General features: G+C 45.0%; 20 protein-coding genes and 1 CRISPR repeat array. All 20 genes read left to right on the plus strand.

Annotated elements, in window-relative coordinates:
• Position 1: 1 nt before the first annotated feature.
• The 20 genes from cas5b (at position 2) to CTH_RS00410 (ending at position 20586) form a co-directional block, all read left to right on the plus strand.
• Positions 2-652: a type I-B CRISPR-associated protein Cas5b gene (gene cas5b / locus CTH_RS00310; RefSeq protein ID WP_107752674.1), complete on the plus strand. Its 651-nt coding sequence runs from the start codon at positions 2-4 to the stop codon at positions 650-652.
• Positions 621-2789: a CRISPR-associated helicase/endonuclease Cas3 gene (locus tag CTH_RS00315; RefSeq protein ID WP_107752676.1), complete on the plus strand. Its 2169-nt coding sequence runs from the start codon at positions 621-623 to the stop codon at positions 2787-2789. The genes cas5b and CTH_RS00315 overlap by 32 nt, the downstream gene beginning before the upstream one ends.
• 13 nt (positions 2790-2802) lie before the next feature.
• The gene (gene cas1b, locus CTH_RS00320; protein WP_079906147.1) at positions 2803-3786 is read left to right on the plus strand and encodes a type I-B CRISPR-associated endonuclease Cas1b; all 984 of its coding nucleotides are present in this window, start codon (positions 2803-2805) and stop codon (positions 3784-3786) included.
• 1 nt (position 3787) lies between these two features.
• Complete coding sequence (cas2, locus tag CTH_RS00325) at positions 3788-4051, plus strand: CRISPR-associated endonuclease Cas2 (protein WP_079906148.1); 264 nt, start codon at positions 3788-3790, stop codon at positions 4049-4051.
• A 156-nt stretch (positions 4052-4207) separates the two neighbouring features.
• Positions 4208-7437: a CRISPR direct-repeat array (repeat unit 30 nt; unit sequence GTCTTAATAGAACCATTGTGGGATGGAAAC).
• 68 nt (positions 7438-7505) lie between these two features.
• The gene (locus CTH_RS00330) at positions 7506-7763 is read left to right on the plus strand and encodes an ATP-binding cassette domain-containing protein (protein ID WP_207656820.1); all 258 of its coding nucleotides are present in this window, start codon (positions 7506-7508) and stop codon (positions 7761-7763) included.
• Positions 7764-8124: 361 nt separating this feature from the next.
• Positions 8125-8508: a hypothetical protein gene (locus tag CTH_RS00340; protein ID WP_079906149.1), complete on the plus strand. Its 384-nt coding sequence runs from the start codon at positions 8125-8127 to the stop codon at positions 8506-8508.
• Entirely contained in the window at positions 8486-8674 is a 189-nt protein-coding gene (locus CTH_RS00345) for a hypothetical protein (RefSeq protein WP_078666607.1), read from the plus strand. The genes CTH_RS00340 and CTH_RS00345 overlap by 23 nt, the downstream gene beginning before the upstream one ends.
• Positions 8675-8719: 45 nt before the next feature.
• Complete coding sequence (mfd, locus tag CTH_RS00350) at positions 8720-12256, plus strand: transcription-repair coupling factor (RefSeq protein ID WP_107752678.1); 3537 nt, start codon at positions 8720-8722, stop codon at positions 12254-12256.
• A 33-nt stretch (positions 12257-12289) separates the two neighbouring features.
• A complete protein-coding gene (locus CTH_RS00355) occupies positions 12290-13381 on the plus strand; it encodes a peptidylprolyl isomerase (RefSeq protein WP_078666605.1) in 1092 nt (363 codons plus the stop codon).
• Positions 13382-13651: 270 nt separating this feature from the next.
• On the plus strand, positions 13652-14215 hold the full coding sequence (spoVT, locus tag CTH_RS00360; protein ID WP_078666604.1) for a stage V sporulation protein T: 564 nt from the start codon (positions 13652-13654) through the stop codon (positions 14213-14215).
• Between the two features lie 65 nt (positions 14216-14280).
• The gene (yabN, locus tag CTH_RS00365) at positions 14281-15774 is read left to right on the plus strand and encodes a bifunctional methyltransferase/pyrophosphohydrolase YabN (protein ID WP_078666603.1); all 1494 of its coding nucleotides are present in this window, start codon (positions 14281-14283) and stop codon (positions 15772-15774) included.
• Positions 15775-15856: 82 nt separating this feature from the next.
• Positions 15857-16129, plus strand: coding sequence for an HU family DNA-binding protein (locus CTH_RS00370; protein WP_078666602.1), 273 nt, complete (start codon positions 15857-15859; stop codon positions 16127-16129).
• A 70-nt stretch (positions 16130-16199) separates the two neighbouring features.
• On the plus strand, positions 16200-16469 hold the full coding sequence (locus CTH_RS00375) for an RNA-binding S4 domain-containing protein (RefSeq protein ID WP_078666601.1): 270 nt from the start codon (positions 16200-16202) through the stop codon (positions 16467-16469).
• A gap of 64 nt (positions 16470-16533) precedes the next feature.
• Positions 16534-17496, plus strand: coding sequence for a SpoIID/LytB domain-containing protein (locus CTH_RS00380; RefSeq protein ID WP_078666600.1), 963 nt, complete (start codon positions 16534-16536; stop codon positions 17494-17496).
• Between the two features lie 102 nt (positions 17497-17598).
• Positions 17599-17877, plus strand: a complete 279-nt coding sequence (gene yabP / locus CTH_RS00385) for a sporulation protein YabP (RefSeq protein ID WP_078666599.1) — start codon at positions 17599-17601, stop codon at positions 17875-17877.
• Positions 17878-17892: 15 nt separating this feature from the next.
• On the plus strand, positions 17893-18393 hold the full coding sequence (yabQ, locus tag CTH_RS00390; protein ID WP_078666598.1) for a spore cortex biosynthesis protein YabQ: 501 nt from the start codon (positions 17893-17895) through the stop codon (positions 18391-18393).
• 157 nt (positions 18394-18550) lie between these two features.
• Positions 18551-18778 (plus strand): sigma factor-like helix-turn-helix DNA-binding protein, encoded by a 228-nt coding sequence (locus CTH_RS00395; protein WP_078666597.1) that lies wholly within the window; start codon positions 18551-18553, stop codon positions 18776-18778.
• On the plus strand, positions 18775-19152 hold the full coding sequence (locus tag CTH_RS00400) for an FtsB family cell division protein (RefSeq protein ID WP_078666596.1): 378 nt from the start codon (positions 18775-18777) through the stop codon (positions 19150-19152). The genes CTH_RS00395 and CTH_RS00400 overlap by 4 nt, the downstream gene beginning before the upstream one ends.
• A gap of 81 nt (positions 19153-19233) precedes the next feature.
• On the plus strand, positions 19234-19614 hold the full coding sequence (locus CTH_RS00405; RefSeq protein WP_078666595.1) for a S1 RNA-binding domain-containing protein: 381 nt from the start codon (positions 19234-19236) through the stop codon (positions 19612-19614).
• A 51-nt stretch (positions 19615-19665) separates the two neighbouring features.
• On the plus strand, positions 19666-20586 hold the full coding sequence (locus CTH_RS00410) for a Ppx/GppA phosphatase family protein (protein WP_159073781.1): 921 nt from the start codon (positions 19666-19668) through the stop codon (positions 20584-20586).
• Positions 20587-20666 lie beyond the last annotated feature (80 nt).

Below are 20666 nucleotides of genomic sequence, written 5' to 3' on the forward strand. Positions count from 1 at the left end.
GATGAAGGTCTTAAAAGTAATAATTAAGGGAATTACGGCATCCTTTCGCTATCCCCTTTTTATCAGCGGTTATCAGCCAACGCTATCAGTTCCTCCTCTTTCTACAGTTCTAGGATTGCTTTCTGCAGCAGCTGGGAAAGTAATAGATCAGGTTGATTTTGGTCTGGCTTATAATTTCACTTATGAAGCCCGGGCAGTTGATCTGGAAACAGCGTATGAAATAGGTGACAACCTATCTTTTAAGACCAATGTATGGCGCAGAGAATTTCTTTTTCATCCAGAACTTACGTTATATGTTACAGATTTAGAACTTCGTCCAATTTTTGAAAAACCTGTTTTTCAGTTATTACTAGGGAGAAGCCAGGATTTGGCTCAAGTTGCAAAGATTGAAGAAATTGAACTTATGCAAACATCTAAAGCTATATTAAAGGGGTGTATTGTTCCTGCTGATACACCAGGAGCTATAGGGCCATTGGTCTCTTTGCCAGTAATGTTTGATAGCCATTTTCCTCGAAAAAGATTAAAAGCTGATAAATTCATTATTGTCGACCGGGAATGCCAGATTGAATACGAGCGTAATCTTTATATTGATTTGGCTGAAAGCAGAGGAGTGTTCTTGTATGAACCAGAATATTTTAGCCAAGCCGGATGAAAGTTTGCAAGAACATACTCATAAAGTCCTAAAAGTTTTACGTAACTTAATGAATGTTTATAGAAATGCCCCGGTTTATACCGGGGATATCCTTTTTTACAAAAAACTTTTCTGGGCAGCATTTTTACATGATTTCGGTAAAGGGGCTCTTGGATTTCAAAAACAACTCACGGAAAAAAAGCGTTGGGGCTTCCGTCACGAGCTTTTATCAACGGCATTTTTGAATTTTTTACCGTTTTCCGATAAAGATAAAGAAGATATTGCCTTATGGATAGCGACACATCATAAAGATCTATTTTTATTACGGGAAAGATATCTAGATAAAGAAGTTTTAAATAAACGTTTTGAAGAAATAAAACCCTATATGGATGATTTGTTTAAATTATTACAATATGGTGGTCAACTTTATTATGAAGTTTTTGGGGAAAAGGTTGATTTTGTAGAAAAAGAATTAGTAGAAGTATCAAGTATTGTTAGCATTATTTTGAAACAAATAAGAAAAATAAAATTTGTTGATGATATATCAATAAAAGATAAAATGTTAGGTTTTTTAGGCAGAGGCTTTTTGATTGCAGCTGATCATCTAGCATCGGCTGGTAAAACATATATTGAAAGATTTTCATCTCCTTCAGAGGTTTATAAATTTTCTAACTTGTTTTCTACACAGAAGTACTGCCAAAATTACAGAGATAATTTATTACTTATTGCTCCTACAGGTTCCGGTAAAACAGAAGCGGCGTTATTTTGGAGTGAAGCTAATCAAAGTGAAGGAAATGGGGATCGAGTATTTTATATACTACCCTATACTGCTAGCATCAATGCGATGTATGAACGCCTAGCCAAGGATTTTGGCGAAAAAAAGGTCGGTTTTTTACATGGAAAAGCAGCTTATTATCTCTACAAAAAATTAAATGAGGATGATTTAAAGAAAATACGCGATCTTAAAGATTTGAATCATAAGATATTTAAACCAATAAAAATTATGACGCCATTTCAGTTAATAAAAACGTTTTTTGGCATTAAAGGTTTTGAAATGAATTTAGCTGAGTTGCTAGAAGCTAAAATTATTATAGATGAGGTACATGCGTATGATCCCCGTACCATTGCTTTATTACTTTCATCTTTAAGGTACTTACAGAAAAACTTTAATGTGCGTATTTTAGTAATGTCAGCGACTATTCCAAGATTTTTAAAAGAGCTCATCATGCAAAAACTTACTATTAATCAAGAAATTTCTTTAACCCCGAATGAGTGGAACAGATTTACGCGCCATCGTGTAAATATTTTGCAAGGAGATATATTTGATCACCTTGCCTTAATTAGAAAGCATATAGAACAGGGGAAAAAAGTACTAGTAATTTTAAATACAGTAAAAAGGGCTCAAGAAGTTTATCAATTATTTTTTGATATTCCCTGTCATAAAAAACTTTTACATGGCAGATTTATTCAACGGGATCGGGAGGCTATTGAAAAAGAGATATCTAAACTTGGTTTATTAGTAGCTACCCAGGCGGTGGAGGTTTCGCTAGATATTGATTATGATCTTCTATTTACAGAACCAGCTCCATTAGATGCCCTTTTGCAACGTTTTGGCAGAGTGAACAGAAGAGGTAAAAAAGGTATTGCTGATGTTTTTGTGTTTTCTAAAGGAAGTCGAGAAGACAAATATATATATCAGCCGGAATTAGTAAATAGAAGTATTGAGGTTTTAGAAAAAGTAGATATATTACAGGAAGTGAAAGTTCAGGAAATGATTGATTATGTTTATGAAAATGGTTTTAACCAAAAAGCACAGAGTCTTTATGATGAAGTTGAAACTAATATGAATAGTTTATTAGATAGTTTATATCCATTTATAGTTTCTGAAGAAAACGAGGAACGATTTTATCAGCTTTTTAATTCTATCGATATTGTACCGGAACGTTTTTATGGGGAATATATAGATCTAATTGAAAAGGAAAAATATTTTGAAGCAATGGGATATATAGCCAGCGTGAATTTTGGTCAATTTATTAAGTTGAAAAAACAGGGGCTTATTTATCAAAAGGAAGACACACTGATAACAAGTTGCCGCTATGATGATGAAATAGGACTAGTAATAGATGAACCGGAAAGGGTTTTGGAAAACTTTTTCTAGGGGGATATCTTTTATGAATAGAACTATTTATATATTTAACAATGGTAGATTGAAAAGAAAAGATAACACATTATATTTTGAAACTGAAGAAAATAAAAAACCTTTGCCAATAGAAAATATAGAAAGTATATATTTTTTTGGTGAGATAGATTTAAACACTAAAGCCGTTAACTTTTTGGCACAAAATAACATAAGTTTGCATTTTTTCAACTACTACGGGTTTTATACGGGCAGTTTTATACCAAGGGAGTATTTAAATTCTGGATACCTCCTGGTGAAACAGGTAGAACACTATCTTGACCGGGAAAAAAGAATGGTTTTAGCAAAGGAAATAGTTGAAGCTGCATCGGACAATATTTTAAGAAATTTATATTATTACAAAAATCGCGGTTATGATTTGGAACATGAAATTTCAGGTATAACAATCTTAAAGAAAGAGATCAATAAAACAAAAGAACCAGAAGAGCTAATGGCAATAGAAGGGAACATACGACAGTATTACTATCGTGCTTTCCCAATAATAACCGGATACGAAATGGAGAAAAGAGTAAAAAGACCGCCAGACAATATCTTGAATACATTAATTTCATTTGGAAATACCGTTTTTTATACTACAGTTTTATCTCAAATATATCATACTCAATTAAATCCAACTATAAGCTACCTACACGAACCAGGTCAAAGAAGGTTTTCACTGGCTTTAGATCTAAGTGAAATTTTTAAACCAATAATTGTGGATAGAGTGATTTTTACGGTTTTGAACCGCAATATAGTTACCGAAGACGACTTTAATGTTGAAGAAGGTTACTGTTTTTTAAAAGAAAAGGGTAAAAAAGCTTTTTTACAAACCTATGAGGAGAAACTAAGAACAACAATAGAGCATAGAACCCTTAAACGCCATGTATCATATCGCACTTTAGTAAAATTGGAGGCCTATCGATTGATCAAACATCTCATTGGTGATGAAAAATATAAAGGGTTTAGAGCGTGGTGGTAATATGTATATAGTCATTGTTTATGATATTGGAGAAAAAAGAGTTGCGAAGGTATGCAAGTTTTTAAGGAAATATCTTTATTGGGTACAAAACTCTGTATTTGAAGGAGACTTGACAGAAAGTCAATTTGAAAAAGTAAAACATGGATTAAAAAAATTAATAAAAGAAGATGAAGATATGGTGTTGTACTATGTTTTTTCCACTCCTAAATGGGTTGAAAGAGGAATTTTAGGTAAAGAGAAAAATCCCATTGATGCTTTTTTGTAAATACAGCAGGAAAAGAAGGGAGAGGTATAGAATAGATATATGTGTAAATTAATTGTTATCGTCGCTACCCCAGCATAATTACATTATTATAGGTAGACGACATTTTTGGCTTACTAACCATCCTGAAAGCCTTATTTTTTCTGGCTTTCAGGATGGGTCTTAATAGAACCATTGTGGGATGGAAACTGATAACGAAGGCATCAGCCCTAATCTGGCCTACTGGGTCTTAATAGAACCATTGTGGGATGGAAACGGAGAGGTCTTGGGGGAATGCCTTCCTCAGCGCCAGAGTCTTAATAGAACCATTGTGGGATGGAAACCTAGGCCGGTGACGGTGTAAGGCTTCCCCTTTTCGTCAGTCTTAATAGAACCATTGTGGGATGGAAACGCACTGCAAGCAGTAATAAAAAAGCGAAAAGGTAAGGTCTTAATAGAACCATTGTGGGATGGAAACCACCTCTCCAAAGCCTGCATTATGCGTGGTACAGCATGTCTTAATAGAACCATTGTGGGATGGAAACCTTGTCAGGTATGCTGTTATTTTCAAGGGTTGCATTAGTCTTAATAGAACCATTGTGGGATGGAAACGGCTCATGCGCCGCAGACTGGAAGATGGCGGGGGACTGTCTTAATAGAACCATTGTGGGATGGAAACGCCGGCATGGCTATGCAGGACTTAGCCAAGTACCAGGTCTTAATAGAACCATTGTGGGATGGAAACAATAGTGTGATAATAGAAAACGTCTGCTGGGGGCTGGGTCTTAATAGAACCATTGTGGGATGGAAACCTCCGGCAGCGCGGGATGCGCTGTCAGGGGCGGCTATTTGTCTTAATAGAACCATTGTGGGATGGAAACACTGGTGTGGTAAAGACGGCAAATGGCAAGACGTCTGTCTTAATAGAACCATTGTGGGATGGAAACCAAGCTTGTCCATGCCAAACTTGCGGATCCGATCAGGTCTTAATAGAACCATTGTGGGATGGAAACTGATGGTGGCAAGAAAGGAGGAGTAAATCATGATTTGTCTTAATAGAACCATTGTGGGATGGAAACGTTCTGATGCCAGTATGGTGGCCGATAGCCATACCAGTCTTAATAGAACCATTGTGGGATGGAAACCAAGTTAGCTCCCTGCAGGTCAGCACCCCTCAGGTCAGTCTTAATAGAACCATTGTGGGATGGAAACCCGGGTGCTGGAGGCAACATGAGAGAACGGCGCTTTGTCTTAATAGAACCATTGTGGGATGGAAACATATCGGGCCGGGAAAAGCAAGGAAGAGGCTATGGCCGTCTTAATAGAACCATTGTGGGATGGAAACATATAATTTCAGCGAGGAGGTGGCAAAAGCCTGTGCTGTCTTAATAGAACCATTGTGGGATGGAAACCGCCCGGTGATTATCAACCTGCTGTTTGGTCATATAGGTCTTAATAGAACCATTGTGGGATGGAAACCCAGTAGGAGAGAGCCGGTGTAGCACAGCACCGGTGGTCTTAATAGAACCATTGTGGGATGGAAACGGCTCCTGCTCTGGTCAAGCACCTGGGCTATGACTGTCTTAATAGAACCATTGTGGGATGGAAACTCGCAGCAGGAAGCAAAATCTACTGGGATGCTGTAAAGTCTTAATAGAACCATTGTGGGATGGAAACTTAGGTGTATATCTCAGTTCCGGGTCGGCTGTCAGCCGTCTTAATAGAACCATTGTGGGATGGAAACCAATAGAAGAGATTAAGCCCGCACATCTCGCAGTGGGTCTTAATAGAACCATTGTGGGATGGAAACAGTCAGCAAGGGTAGGCCTCGTTCTGGGAGCATTTTCAAGTCTTAATAGAACCATTGTGGGATGGAAACCAACTGCGGAACTATGGCATATTGGCGACGGAGCAAGGTCTTAATAGAACCATTGTGGGATGGAAACGTTCATAATCCAGGACTTCAGTCAATGTCAGCAAATTGTCTTAATAGAACCATTGTGGGATGGAAACACAACAAGCCATTTGTTACTATCAGTCTTATCCAAATAGTCTTAATAGAACCATTGTGGGATGGAAACAGTGCAGAGCCAGCTCAACGACCTGCGCCGCCAGGAGTCTTAATAGAACCATTGTGGGATGGAAACAGGTATAATTTGCATAAAAACTGTATAAACTTAGTATGTCTTAATAGAACCATTGTGGGATGGAAACGAAGCGGGGCCGGCAATTGAGGCGGGAGTTTGCAAAGTCTTAATAGAACCATTGTGGGATGGAAACTTCTAGTCTGGATTTTATGTGTTCAGGCAATCTAAGTCTTAATAGAACCATTGTGGGATGGAAACCTTGGATGGCTAGCTCTATAACGTCTGGCTCAACATGGTCTTAATAGAACCATTGTGGGATGGAAACATGCAATATCTAACCCATCTCGTAAGAGAAGTATTGGTCTTAATAGAACCATTGTGGGATGGAAACGCGGCAGTGCCGGAACAGCCCTATATACGTGGCCAGTCTTAATAGAACCATTGTGGGATGGAAACATGAAGCATACAGGGTCGCTGCACTCAGCGATAATCGTCTTAATAGAACCATTGTGGGATGGAAACCCAAAGATTCATTCTTGATATTGGAGGTGAAACCGAGTCTTAATAGAACCATTGTGGGATGGAAACATGCCAACGCTTATCATGCCTCCTCGATGCCCCTCTAGTCTTAATAGAACCATTGTGGGATGGAAACGGCGCATCCGGGAACTGAACCGAACTTGGCGCAGGAGTCTTAATAGAACCATTGTGGGATGGAAACGCTGTTGCTTACAGACAAGTTACAAGTGAGCAACCAGAGTCTTAATAGAACCATTGTGGGATGGAAACTTGGCGCCAGGATGGAGCATCAGCACTTCGCAAGTATCGTCTTAATAGAACCATTGTGGGATGGAAACGAATTAATTCCGTGTCGGTGAAAACAACCCCATCTGCGTGTCTTAATAGAACCATTGTGGGATGGAAACAAATACTCAAGGTAGGCATAATCAATGTTTGTGCCCGTCTTAATAGAACCATTGTGGGATGGAAACCAGCATGGGTAAGTGATTCGGTGATATTGGCCGCCGGTCTTAATAGAACCATTGTGGGATGGAAACTTGGGACTGTTGGTAATTTTGCCTACCAGAGGCTCCCGTCTTAATAGAACCATTGTGGGATGGAAACCGGCTTCCTTGCGCAGCTTTTCCCGCTCGTCGCTCAGTCTTAATAGAACCATTGTGGGATGGAAACGGTGGAAAACTTGCTCTGGCGAGAAATAGCAGCTGCGTCTTAATAGAACCATTGTGGGATGGAAACCTCTATCTCATCATTCAGCTTGGCCAATTCCAGCCGGTCTTAATAGAACCATTGTGGGATGGAAACAAGCAATTTCAGACAAAGGGGACGGTTCCTTTCGTCTAAAAATTTATTTTGTAAGGAGAGGGTGTTTCATGAAGATAGTTAAAATGAAGGATGTAATAAAAAGGTTTGGTGATGTTATAGCTTTAGACAATGTAAATTTAGAAATAGAGGAAGGAGAAATTTACGGTCTATTGGGGCCTAATGGGGCAGGTAAGACAACAGCTATAAGCATAATCTGCGGCTTGCTCAATTTTGATAGAGGAAAGGTGTATGTTTTTGATAAAAATATACGCAAAGAACCGGAATTCATAAAGAAGAGTATAGGTATTGTGCCGTCTTTTTCTTAGGTGGAAGATTGGATTCGCAACGAATTCTGCGAATAGTAGAGGGGCTGACAGTAATCCCCTCATGCTCGGATAGTAATTGGGCTAAATGATGCTCATTTGATAAAGCATGTGCCGGTTTTCGCCCGCGGTTTTTATGGATAATTCCGGTTTCTCCCTCCTCCAAGATTCTTTGTAACGCTTCAATTCTTTTTTGCTCATAGTGATTCTCTCCTGTCCCATAGTGACATTTTCTCAGAAGCGTTACAATATGACAATATCACAGACGTACGACAAAACTGGCCGAAACATTGAATGGTACTCATGTTTAACCGTGCCACTCATCGGACATAATGTAAACAAGAGTCCAGAAGGAGGATAGGGCATGGAATTGGTCGCCGCATGCCTGGCAGCACTAGTAGCCGTCCTCTTTAATCGCCGGGTTCAAGCAGAGACCGGCTGGCAAATTGCAGTCATAACCGCCCCACTAATCGAAGAATTAGCCAAAACCGGTTTCGCTAAAATCCTATCAGCCCAGGTATTACCCGTGCACCTCTACTTCGGCCTCATTGAAGCAATCTACGATGCCTGGGCCAAACCTGAGCGCCATCTTCTGCCGGCCCTGCTCAGCCTGCTCAGCCACGGCTTTTTCGGCTATCTCACTGTCAAAAGCGGCATCCTTGCTGCCCTGTTCGCCCATTTCTCCTGGAACGGTCTGATCTGGTACATGCAGAGGAGGAGGCAAAATGCGGGTAATATATTATTGTGAATTGTGTCAGGAAATCGTGGATGAATGGGAAATAGCCTTGACTGAGCCTGACAACCCATCTATAATGGAAATGCATATGGAACCAACCCTTTGTCCTGATTGCATGACAGCAATGGGTAAGGACGAAGGCTGGTTAGGCCAAATCAAGTACAATTACCTACACTGATTTGTGCCAAATTGCACTTTCATAGTGGGGGAAGGAGAAGAGCAAATGACCAGAGGGCTGGTCGGGCCCTTGCTTCAGGCGAAAGAACTCCAGGATTTGTGGCGGGATTTAGGAGTAAAGAAAAAAACCGCCCTGGTCTATGGAGTAAGCGGAGCGGTGTCTGCTTCATTACTGGCGGCCTGGTACCGTTTGCGGCAGCAACCTCTGCTAGCCATAGTAAGGGATCTGGCTGATGCAAAACGTCTATGTGATGACTTGAGCACATTTTTGCCGGAAGAGGAGATTTTACTCTATCCGGCCCAGGAACTATTACCATGGGACATTGAAGCCAGTAGCCGGGAGTTATTAACTGCCCGGCTAAAAGTGCTGGGCGCGCTGGCCAGAGGGCGCACCTCACTGATAGTGGCTCCCGTTGCTGCTTTAAGCCGGGCGGTCACACCACCGGAGCAATTCAAAAATTATCTGGTTACCCTGAACAAAGGCCAGGAAATAGAGCCGACCGCCCTGGCGGCTCAACTTCTCCAGATGGGTTATGAACGGGTATCCCAGGTGGAAGTAGCAGGGCAATTCAGCTGGCGCGGAGGAATTGTCGATATTTTTCCGGCCTCGGCCAGTGAACCGGTGCGCCTGGAATTTTTTGATGTAGAAATTGATTCCTTGCGCCTTTTTGACCCGGTGAGCCAGCGCTCTTTGCGGGAAATAGAGCAGGCGGAGATTCTGCCGGCCCGGGATTATTTTGCCACTGCTGCTGATTGGCAACAGGCAGCCAGGGTGCTGGAAAAAGAGTACCAGAATTTGCGCAAAAAACTGATCGGGCTTCAACAGAGGGAAGCAGTGGGGCGTTTGGATCAGAAGCTGAAGGATTTGCTGAGCCGGCTCAAGGAGGGCCTGATTCCTGCTGGTCTGGATGCCTTCGCCGCCTATGTAATGCCAGAAAAAGCTACCCTGCTGGACTACTTGCCGACCGGGGCGCTGATAGCCGTCGAAGATCCCAACCGGGTCAGGGAAAAGGCGCTGGCCTGGGATGATGAGCGTGGAGAAACCTTTGCCAGCTGGCTGGAACGGGGTATGGCTTTGCCCGGGCAGGAAGCTTTATATTTCAGCTGGGAAGATATATGGCGGCAGCTGACAGGAAGGCCCTTGCTGGGCCTGGCCCTTTTGCCCAGGGAGCAAACAGGCTGGCGGCCCGAACTTCTGTTAAACCTGAACAGCCGGACGGCGCCCCTGTATCAGGGAAATCTGGAAGAATTGACCCGCGACTTAAAAAACTACAAACGTCAGGGCTATGCCGTCGCCCTGCTTACAACCCATACCCAGCGCAGCCAGCAGTTGCTGGATTTATTGAAAGAGGCGGAGATTGAAGCTGTATATTTAGGCCGATTGCAGCAGGAATTTCGGACTGGAAATATCGTTATCACCCGGGGGGAACTTTCAGCCGGTTTTGAGTTTCCCCAGAGCAAAATCCTGATTTTAACGGAGAGAGAGCTTTTTGGCCAGAGCAAAAAGGGCAGAAAAGCCCGGGAAATTAAGCCTGCTGGCGGCCAGAAAATCAGCGCTTTTACCGACCTCAAGATCGGGGATTATGTAGTTCATGTCAATCACGGGATCGGGGTGTATGAAGGGGTTGAACAGCTGAGCGTTGGCGGTATTACCCGGGACTACCTGGTGGTAAGCTATGCCGGGGCCGATCGCCTCTATATCCCTACGGAACAGATTAGCCTGTTGCAAAAGTACATCGGTACTGATGGGCAAAAACCCAGGATCAGTAAACTGGGCGGGCAGGAATGGCAAAAAGCCAAGGCCAAAGCCAGAAGTGCGGTCAAAGAGATGGCCGAGGAGCTGATCAAGCTCTACGCTGCCCGCGAAGCCCTAAAGGGTTTTGCCTTTTCGCCGGATACCGTCTGGCAGCAGGAATTTGAACAGGCCTTTCCTTATGAGGAGACTCCGGACCAGTTGCAGGCTATTGCCGAAATCAAGGCCGATATGGAACGGCCCCGGCCCATGGATCGTCTCCTGTGCGGGGATGTGGGCTATGGCAAAACCGAAGTAGCTTTGCGGGCAGCCTTTAAAGCCGTAATGGACAACAAACAGGTAGCCATCCTGGTGCCGACCACCATCCTGGCCCAGCAGCATTACAATACCTGTCTGGAGAGGTTTCAGGGCTTTCCGGTTTCCATTGACCTGCTCAGCCGTTTTCGCAGTGCCCGGGAACAAAAAGCTACCTTAAAGAAACTGGCCAGTGGCCAGGTGGATATTATAATAGGTACTCATCGGCTGTTACAGGATGATGTAAAGTTCAGAGACCTGGGGCTGTTGATAGTCGATGAGGAACAGCGCTTTGGTGTTGCCCATAAGGAAAAACTGAAACAATTAAAACAGACGGTGGATGTCTTGACCTTAAGCGCAACCCCCATTCCCCGGACATTACACATGGCTCTGGCGGGGGTTAGGGATATGAGCTTGCTGGAAACCCCGCCGGAAGAAAGATATCCAGTACAGACCTTTGTGGTGGAATTCAATCCTCTGATGATCCGGGATGCTATCCTGCGGGAACTGGCCCGCGGGGGACAGGTCTATTTTGTTCACAACCGCATTGAAGACATGGATCGCATCTTTACCTTCCTGACCCAGCTGGTACCCGAGGCCCGCATAGCAATTGGACATGGACAGATGAGGGAAGATGAGCTGGAAAAGGTCATGCTGGATTTTCTCAACCAGGAATATGATGTTCTGCTCTGTACTACCATTATTGAAACCGGTCTGGATATTCCCAATGTTAATACCATCATTATCGATAATGCTGATACCATGGGTCTGGCCCAGCTCTATCAGCTGCGGGGCCGGGTGGGACGCAGTAATCGTATGGCCTATGCCTATTTAACCTATCGCAAGGATAAGGTATTGACGGAAATTGCGGAAAAAAGGTTGCAGACATTACGGGAGTTTACCGAGCTGGGTTCCGGGTTCAAGATAGCCATGCGGGATCTGGAAATCAGGGGGGCCGGCAATTTACTAGGGCCGGAGCAACATGGTCATATTATGGCCATAGGTTTTGACCTTTACACTCAGATGCTGGAGGAAGCGATACGTGAGTTAAAAGGAGAAATCAAGGAAGAACCGCTGGAAACTACTGTGGAAATTGCAATAGATGCCTATCTGCCTGCAGACTACATCGAAGATGGTGCGGTAAAAATGGAGATTTACCGCAAAATCATGCTCTGCCGCACGGAAGAACAATTACTGGATTTGTCGGATGAGCTGGTAGACCGTTTTGGTGATCCGCCTTTACCGGTGGTCAACCTGTTGACTATTGCCAGAATAAAAATTCTAGGCCAGGAAGCAGGCATTACCTATATCGGCAAACAACAGGAACATTTAATTATCAAGCTGGCACCTGATGCTCCTTTGGAGCCGGTCAAGATCCTGAGGTTACCGGGAAAGATTCGGGGGCTGAATATTGTCGGGGGTGCGGAGCCGGTTATAAGAGTGCCCTGGTCCAAACGGGACCCGGGGCTGAACTGGGTGGAAAAAATTATCAGGGAAATAAAATACTGTGGAATTGGTTCCGAGAATTTGGTATAATAAAAACAGTTTTCAGAAAGGGGATGTGATGGAATGTACAAACTGAAAAAACTGGTTGCGTCCGTACTGACCGCTGCCATGCTGGCCCTGGTAGCCGGTTGCGGTAGCAATGCGGTAGCTACGGTTAATGGGGAGGATATCACCAAGGAACAGTTTGAACGCCGCCTGGAAAAAATGAAAGCGGTATACAAGCAAAATGGAGCTAATTTTGACACCGAACAGGGTAAAGCTATGTTAAAGGCGATCCAGAAGCAGGTATTAGATGGCATGATCGAAGAAACTATCCTGTTGCAGGAAGCCAAAAAACAAGGGGTACTGCCTTCTGATGCCGATGTGCAGAAACGGGTAGAAGAGACCATCAAGAAATTTGAATCCAAAGAAAAATTCCTGGAAGCCCTGAAGAATTATAACATGGATGAAAAGGAATTTGCGGAGTGGACTAAACAAAACCTGGCTCTGGATGCTCTGTATAACAAGGTAACTGCTAACATCAAGGTAACTGATGAGGAAATCAAGAAATATTATGAAGAAAACAAGGAACAGTTCAAGCAACCGGAACAGGTACGAGCCCGTCATATCCTGATCAAATTTGATACCCAGCAGGAAAAAGTAGGCCGGACTGAGGAACAGGCCAAGAAAATGGCCCAGGACCTGATCAAGGAACTGGAGAAAGGTGCTGACTTTGCCAAACTGGCTAAAGAAAAGTCTGAAGACCCAGGCTCTAAAGACAATGGTGGCGAATACACCTTTAGCCGTGGTCAGATGGTTCAGGAATTTGAAGATGCGGCTTTCTCTCTGAAACCGGGCAGCTTTACCAAGGAACCGGTAAAGACCCAGTATGGTTATCATATTATTAAGGTAGAAGAACGCATCCCTGCTAAAGAACGGACTTTTGAAGAAGTTAAAGGGGAACTGGCCCTGCAATTGCCCATGCAAAAGAAACAGGAAGCTTTCGCCAAATATACTGCTGAGTTGAAGAGCAAGGCCAAAATCGAGATTAAGGACAAGGAGCTGGCCGCATCCCCGGCCCCTGCTCCCAGCAACGGTAGCCAGTTACCTCCGGGCCATCCCAGTACTTCCGGTGGTAGCAGCAGCGCACCCCAGCCTGCTAAACCGGCGCAATAACGAAGTTCGAAGTTCGAGGTACGAGCTTCGAGATGCAAAGAATTGGAATGCTAGGGTAGGCAGTTTAGAAGCGAGTATAACAAGGCACCGGAGGCGTACTGGAAGTACGTCGAGGATGCCGCAGCGACAGCTGACGCAGTAATACGAAGCCTATAATCGGGCGAGCATAAGAAGTCTGACAATTTTGGTAGCATAATTCCCTTCCCGCCGATAAATACTAACAGTGACAAAAAAATTGTCAGTTGGTATAAAGGAGGGAAGGGAATTGTCATGAAAGCAACAGGAATAGTTCGTCGGATTGATGACCTGGGACGGGTGGTAATACCGAAGGAAATCCGCCGCACTTTAAGGATCAGGGAAGGCGATCCGCTGGAGATTTTTGTCGATCGGGATGGAGAAGTGATCCTGAAAAAATATTCCCCCATTGGGGAACTGGGTGATTTCGCCCGGGAGTATGCCGAATCTCTGCATGAAGCAGTCGGCCATATCTGTTGCATTACTGACCGGGACAATGTCATTGCCGTAGCTGGAGGCTCTAAGAAAGAGTTTATGAATAAACCCATCGGTCCCGCAGTGGAAAAGGCGATGGAAGAAAGGAAAGCGGTTATTATCAATAACCCGGGTGAACATCCCCATTGCCTGGGTTGTCCTGTGGATGATGAAGATGACACCTGCAAGTTTACAGCGGAAGTAATAGCACCCATTATAGCTGAAGGGGACCAGATCGGCGCAGTGTTGATTCTCTCTAAAGACCCCAATGTCAGGATGGGAGAACTGGAACTAAAGCTGGCTGAGACTGCAGCGGGCTTTTTGGCCAAACAAATGGAACAGTGAAGCTGGCGGGTAGTATGCCTGAGGTATACTACCCTTTATTTTGACCGACTGGAGGAGGACGGAGGATGGCAGAAATATATATTGTCGGCCTTGGTCCCGGTGATGAGCAAACTTTCCCTCTGGGCAACTGGCAGTTGCTCAAGGGCTTTACCGGGCCGATAATTTTCCGTACATATAGACATCCTATTGTTGACTGGTTAAAACAACAGGGTATTACAGGCGCTAGCTGTGACCATTTTTATGAAGAAGCTGAGGATTTTGCTGCCGTATATGAAAAAATCGTACAGGAGCTGGTTGGACAAGCAACACAAAAGGGGCAGCTGGCTTATTGTGTACCCGGGCATCCACTGGTGGCAGAGACCAGTGTGCAATGGTTGCTGAAGCGCTGTGAGTCAGAGGGGATAACAGTCAGGATATTGCCGGCCATGAGTTTTCTGGATGCTATTTATGCAGCCCTGAAAATAGACCCGGCGCAAGGGGGGCTACAAATAATTGACGCTTTAGCGCTGGCCCAAACCCGGATCAATCCCAGAAATGGCCTGCTTCTGCTGCAGGTATATAACCAGCTGGTTGCTTCTGAGACTAAACTAACTTTGATGGAATTTTACCCGGATGAATATCCAGTTACAGTTATCCGGGGGGCAGGATTGGCTGACGAAAAAAAGGTAGTCATACCCCTGTATGAACTGGATCGTTTGCCCTGGATAGATCATCTCACCAGTATCTATTTAGCCCCCAATCCGGAGGGGAAACCTGAATTCGGCCATTATGCCCTGGAACCCCTGGCGACGGTTATGGAAAAATTGCGTTCAGAGCAGGGATGTCCCTGGGACCGGGAGCAAACCCATCAAAGCTTGAAACCTTTTTTAATTGAAGAAGCCTATGAAGTTTTAGAGGCCATCGACAACCAGGATATGGAGGCGCTTTGTGAAGAACTGGGGGATGTGCTGTTACAGGTGGTTTTTCATACACAAATTGCCCGTGAACATGAATATTTTGATTTAAATGATGTCATAATGGTAATAACTGAGAAAATGATCCGCCGCCATCCCCATGTCTTTGCCGATACACAGGTGGCTGATAGCAGAGAGGTGATACGTAACTGGGAACAGATCAAGGCCCAGGAAAAGAAGGAACAGGGCAAAGAGGAGAAATCGCTACTAGCGGGTGTTCCCAGATCCCTGCCGGCCTTGCTGCAGGCATATAAACTGCAGGCTAAAGCAGCCAAGGTGGGCTTTGACTGGGATAACTGGCGAGGAGCCTGGGACAAGGTTCAGGAGGAATTGCGGGAACTGGGACAGGTTTTAGATGACCGGCAAAAACGACAGGAGGAGCTGGGTGACCTGCTCTTCGCTCTGGTCAATCTGGCGCGCTTTTTCGACATTGATCCCGAGGAGGCACTAAAAGGAACTTGTAGTAAATTTCGCCGTCGCTTTGCCTTTATCGAGCAAACGGTAAGGGAGCGGGGCCAGAAGCTGGAGGAGCTGGCTCTGGCGGAATTAGACAAAATATGGGAACTGGCTAAAAACCATGAAAATATTTCTAAAAAAAATGGGTAAAAAGCAGGAAAATCAAGGGTTATAGCGAATATCCATATTTGGTAAATTAAACAGCTGTAAAACATAAACAGGAGGGATTTGTGTGAACAAAACCGATCTGGTAAACAGCGTAGCCGAGAAAGCTGAGCTGACCAAGAAAGATGCTGAAAAAGCCGTAAATGCTGTCTTTGCTTCAATTGAAGAAGCACTGAAAAAAGGGGAAAAGGTACAACTGGTTGGTTTTGGTACTTTTGAAGTTCGCTCCCGTGGCGAGCGCAAAGGCCGTAACCCGCAAACTGGTGAAGAAATTACCATCGCTGCTGCCAAAGTACCTGCTTTCAAAGCCGGTAAAGCTCTGAAAGAAGCTGTAATGTAATTATCAGCAAGAGCGAATAAAATCAGGTTCCACATGGAACCTGATTTTGTCATATTAAGGGGGAATCGGTTTGCGTTTAGACAAATTTCTTAAAGTAAGTCGAATTATTAAACGCCGTACTCTGGCCAAAGAAGTATGTGACGGTGGACGCATTCAGATCAATGGTCGGCCGGCCAAAGCCAGCAGTGAAGTTAAAGCAGGAGATATACTGGAACTGGATTTTGGCCAGCGACGTTTGCGGGTACGGGTAGTGGAGATAAAGGAAAACGTTCCGGCCGCCCTGGCTGGCCAGCTTTATGAAATTCTGGAAGAGATAAAAGTCAGGGAAACCACTTTCTGATGTAATATTTTTGCCCTCCCAGGTAAAACTAAGCCTTGAAAAAAGGTGACAAGGAGGGCAAAATATGTTCAGGTGGGGATGGCAAAAAATCTTGCTGTCATTACTGGTGGTGATGACCTTGATAGGTGGAGGTTGTGCCTTACGTAAACCCTTACCACCCGGGCAACCGCCAGGGCCGGCCGGGAGAGAGTTTACTGAAGAGCCAACTATATCCCTCTATGACAACAAGACCAAACAAACAAAAAAAATCAAACTGGAAGAATATGTAGCCGGAGTGGTTGCAGCCGAAATGGATACCAGCTGGCCGGTAAATGCCCTGGGAGCTCAGGCTATTTTGGCCCGTACTTTTACCCTGGAAAATATCAAGGCTGGTCGGGTGAAAAAATTGTATGGGGCGGATATTTCTACTGATATTGAGGAATCCCAGGCCTATGCTCCGGAAAAAATCAATGATAATGTGCGCAAAGCGGTACAGCTTACCCGGGGCCAGGTCATTCGCTGGCAGGGTAAGTATGTTAAAGCCTGGTTTCATGCCTGCTGTGGCGGCAAAACCGCTTCGGCTAAGGAAGGCCTGGCTTATGAAAAAGAGCCTACCCCTTATTTATCAACGGTAGCCGATGGCTGCATGGCCATCACTACCCCGGAAAATAAGCACTGGGAAGTAAAACTGAGCGGGGAGGAACTGGCCCGGGCAGTAAAACAGGCAACCGGTCAGGACCCCGGTCAGGTAACTTCAGTGCAGATTATTAAACGCGGACCTTCAGGGAGAGTAGAATCTCTCAAGGTCGGGAATGTTGCCATTAGCGGTCCGGCATTACGGCTGGCAGTGGGCAGTGAAAAAATGCGCTCCATGATGCTGGAAGACATCCAGAATGCCGGCGGAACCTTCATCTTTAAGGGCAGGGGTTTTGGGCATGGAGTTGGCCTCTGCCAGTGGGGAGCAAAAAAAATGGCTGCAGAAGGGAAACAGCCCTGGAGTATAGTTAAGTTCTATTATAAAGGTGTTAAAATAGAAAAGTTATGGTAGCAAAAGGCCCCTGTTCCATAAAGGAATGGGGGCATTTTTGACATATTCAAGGGACAAGGGGCATAAATTAAAAATGAACAAGGGAAAAGGAGGGATAGTGGGATGGAGAGCAAGAAAACAGTAACTGGTCAGCGGTTGGAAGTGCTCAACCGGGAAGAAGTAATCATAACCGGGGTGGAGCACGTGGATTCCTTTGATGAACAGGTGATAAGCCTGAAAACCAATCTGGGCAACCTCATCCTGAAGGGTGAGGGGTTGAATATCACCCAGTTGAATATGGAGGAAGGCAAACTGGTAGTACAGGGCTACCTTTATTCCCTGACTTATGCGGAAACCAAAGGGGGCAAGAGCAAGGGAATTTTTGACAAGCTGCTCAAATAGAAAGGAGGGCGTTGAGTGGAACTCAGGCTTCAACTCCTTTCTTTTCTTTTTAGCTGGGGATTGGGAGCCTTGCTGGGCATTATTTTTGATTTTTATCGTCTCTGGTCGGAATTTTACCACTGGCCGAAATGGATTAAGGCCCTGGGAGATCTGATCTACTGGATTATAGCAACTATCCTGGTTTTTTTTAGCTTACTGGGGGTTAATGGCGGGCAGATGCGTTTTTATATTTTGCTGGCTGTAACTCTGGGTTTGGCCAGTTACTGGTTTTGGTTTAGCCCTCATGTTTATCGGATTATTTCGCAGATCTGGCGCCGGCTGGTAAATCTGATCAAGAAAATAATCTGGCTGGTGACCCGGCCTCTGGTCTGGCTGGGGATTGTTCTGGCCTGGCCGTGGCGCTGGTTGTTGATATTGTGGAAAAATTTGTGGATAAGATTGTGGATAAAACCTAAACGCAACCTTTACCAGCGCCTGGAGAAATGGTGGACAGAAAAAAAGGAGCGCCGGAAATAATTAGCAGCAGGAATTAACGATAACATGTAGAAGTATTGTAATGAATTTGTAATAAATGCACTACAGTTATCCACTGCTGTGGATAACTGTGTGGATAACTTGTTTATTATCCATATTTTTTGTGGACAAGCTGGGTATAAGTCCGGAGGAATGACAGGTGCAGATTGAAATTCGGGGTGTGGAAAAACTGAGCATCCGGGAACGCCAGGTGGTGGCTTTAAAAGAAATGGGCTGGTCGACAGATGCTGTGGCCAAGCAGCTGGGCTTAAGCCCGGCTACAGTGGCTACCTTATATAACCGCGCCCGAAACAAGGGCTATCAGGTTGTGATTGTGATGAGCGGGGATGTCCTGGGTTTGGGACAGCCGGAGGAGGATGAGGCATGAGTAAACGGGCTGAAAGAAAAATAGTGGATCTAAATCAGCGGCTGGAGAAGGAAACGCCGAAAAAGGTTAAGACCGGAAGTTCCAAATCCAGATTCTTCTGGCGCCGGGTAGTGGTGGGGATTTTTCTGGCATATAGTGTAATCGTAGTGGGCTCCTTTGTACACCAGACTGTAAAAATGAATCAGCTGGAAAAGGAAATCAGTTCTGTGCAAAACAAAATAAAAGCAGTGGAAATGAGCAATACTAAGTTAAAAGAAGAAATCAAGTTGTTACAAACTGATGAGTACATAGAGCGCCGGGCCCGGGAAGAGCTGAATCTGGTAAAACCAGGGGAAAAGGTGGTAATTCCCGCTGTCGGTAAGAAAAAACAATAAGGGAAAAAGGTTTTGCTTGACAGTTTTTTCTTGTAACCTATATAATTTTGATATATGACATTAAGGAGGAATTCTCTGTTTATGGCCATCGCAGTAGGGAGCATCGTTGAGGGAGTAGTTACCGGCATTACCAATTTTGGTGCTTTTGTGCAATTGCCGGACGGGCAAACGGGACTGGTTCACATTTCCGAGGTTGCCCATACTTATGTGAAGGATGTGCGGGATTTTCTCAAGGAGGGGGACACTGTACGGGTTAAAGTCCTGAATGTGGATGACCGGGGTAAAATCGGCCTGTCCATTAAACAGACTCAGGAAGCTCCGGAACGGGCAGACCGCAAGCGCTCTCAAATCAGTTTTGAGGAGAGGCTGGCCCGTTTTCTGAAGGACAGTGATGAACGGCAGGCTGATTTGCGGCGAGCTACCGAAGCCAAGCGGGGTGGCCGCGGCAGCAGAAGAGGGTAAATCAGAGCCAGGCACAGCCTGGCTTTATTTTATGGGGAAAGGATGAGGCTAATGTTGATCGCCGGTCTGGATATTGGCAGTAATTCCTGCCGTTATACTCTGGTGCACTGGCAAAAAAACCAGGGCTTAAGGGTAGTTGAACAGGACATGGCTACGACCCGGCTGGGCAAAGGGATGGCCGGAGGTATTTTGTTGCCGGAAGCCATCGAGCGTACTGTGGAGGCTATTACTGGTTTTGTTGAACGCGCCCGGCAGAAAGGGGCGGAAAAAATATTAGGGGTGGCGACAGCCGCAGTTCGGGAAGCTGCTAATGGACAGGAGCTGCTAGATCGTCTGGTGCCATTGTCTGCAGAGATTACCTGCATTGATGGGCAACGGGAGGGCTGGTATAGCTGGCTGGGAGCAGTTCAGGGCCTGGGGCTGGAAAAGGGAGATGGAGTAATGGTCATAGACAGCGGTGGTGGCAGTACTGAGTTCAGCTGGCTGGAGGCAGGACAGCTAAAGGCTATTTCACTGAAAATAGGAGCGGTCAGAGCTACGGAAGAAAAATGGTCTCTGGCCGAGATCGATGATTTTCTTGCTAAAGGGATAGCCTCCATTCCTGTTAAACCGGAGAAAGTGATTCTGGTAGGAGGAACTGCGACTACCCTGGGCGCAATGGAGCTGCAGTTGGAGAAATATCAGCCCAGTCTGGTACACGGGCTTAAGCTGTCAGCCCAACAGGTAGCAGCCTGGGCCCGGCGGCTGCGAGAGCTGAATCTGGAGGAAAGAAAACAATTGCCTGGTTTACAGCCTGCCCGGGCGGATATCATCCCTGCCGGTGCTTCCATCCTGGCTGCTGCTACCCACCAGCTGGGCACTGAGCAGGTTTGGTTAAGTGAGACCGATTTACTTTACGGCCAAATCTATATATATATTCAGGAACAGCTGAAATATGACGAAAAAGGCCCGGTTAAATGGGACTTTTCCTAATTTGTCGAAGAAAAAATTTGGACAACCTACCAATACTGACAAGTTTTTCCCGCTCCCCTGATTAAAATATAGATAGGTAG

This window comes from Carboxydocella thermautotrophica (assembly GCA_003054495.1).
In the GTDB taxonomy this organism is placed as follows: domain Bacteria; phylum Bacillota.

What these genes read in the sequence shown, in the direction of transcription:
- cas1b (WP_079906147.1), top strand. Translation starts at nt 2,803, where the DNA reads ATGAATAGAACTATTTATATATTTAACAATGGTAGATTGAAAAGAAAA.
- yabN (WP_078666603.1), top strand. Translation starts at nt 14,281, where the DNA reads ATGGCAGAAATATATATTGTCGGCCTTGGTCCCGGTGATGAGCAAACT.
- CTH_RS00330 (WP_207656820.1), top strand. Translation starts at nt 7,506, where the DNA reads ATGAAGATAGTTAAAATGAAGGATGTAATAAAAAGGTTTGGTGATGTT.
- CTH_RS00340 (WP_079906149.1), top strand. Translation starts at nt 8,125, where the DNA reads ATGGAATTGGTCGCCGCATGCCTGGCAGCACTAGTAGCCGTCCTCTTT.
- CTH_RS00345 (WP_078666607.1), top strand. Translation starts at nt 8,486, where the DNA reads ATGCGGGTAATATATTATTGTGAATTGTGTCAGGAAATCGTGGATGAA.
- CTH_RS00410 (WP_159073781.1), top strand. Translation starts at nt 19,666, where the DNA reads ATGTTGATCGCCGGTCTGGATATTGGCAGTAATTCCTGCCGTTATACT.
- yabP (WP_078666599.1), top strand. Translation starts at nt 17,599, where the DNA reads ATGGAGAGCAAGAAAACAGTAACTGGTCAGCGGTTGGAAGTGCTCAAC.
- CTH_RS00355 (WP_078666605.1), top strand. Translation starts at nt 12,290, where the DNA reads ATGTACAAACTGAAAAAACTGGTTGCGTCCGTACTGACCGCTGCCATG.
- cas2 (WP_079906148.1), top strand. Translation starts at nt 3,788, where the DNA reads ATGTATATAGTCATTGTTTATGATATTGGAGAAAAAAGAGTTGCGAAG.
- CTH_RS00315 (WP_107752676.1), top strand. Translation starts at nt 621, where the DNA reads ATGAACCAGAATATTTTAGCCAAGCCGGATGAAAGTTTGCAAGAACAT.
- CTH_RS00380 (WP_078666600.1), top strand. Translation starts at nt 16,534, where the DNA reads ATGTTCAGGTGGGGATGGCAAAAAATCTTGCTGTCATTACTGGTGGTG.
- CTH_RS00400 (WP_078666596.1), top strand. Translation starts at nt 18,775, where the DNA reads ATGAGTAAACGGGCTGAAAGAAAAATAGTGGATCTAAATCAGCGGCTG.
- CTH_RS00405 (WP_078666595.1), top strand. Translation starts at nt 19,234, where the DNA reads ATGGCCATCGCAGTAGGGAGCATCGTTGAGGGAGTAGTTACCGGCATT.
- mfd (WP_107752678.1), top strand. Translation starts at nt 8,720, where the DNA reads ATGACCAGAGGGCTGGTCGGGCCCTTGCTTCAGGCGAAAGAACTCCAG.
- cas5b (WP_107752674.1), top strand. Translation starts at nt 2, where the DNA reads ATGAAGGTCTTAAAAGTAATAATTAAGGGAATTACGGCATCCTTTCGC.
- spoVT (WP_078666604.1), top strand. Translation starts at nt 13,652, where the DNA reads ATGAAAGCAACAGGAATAGTTCGTCGGATTGATGACCTGGGACGGGTG.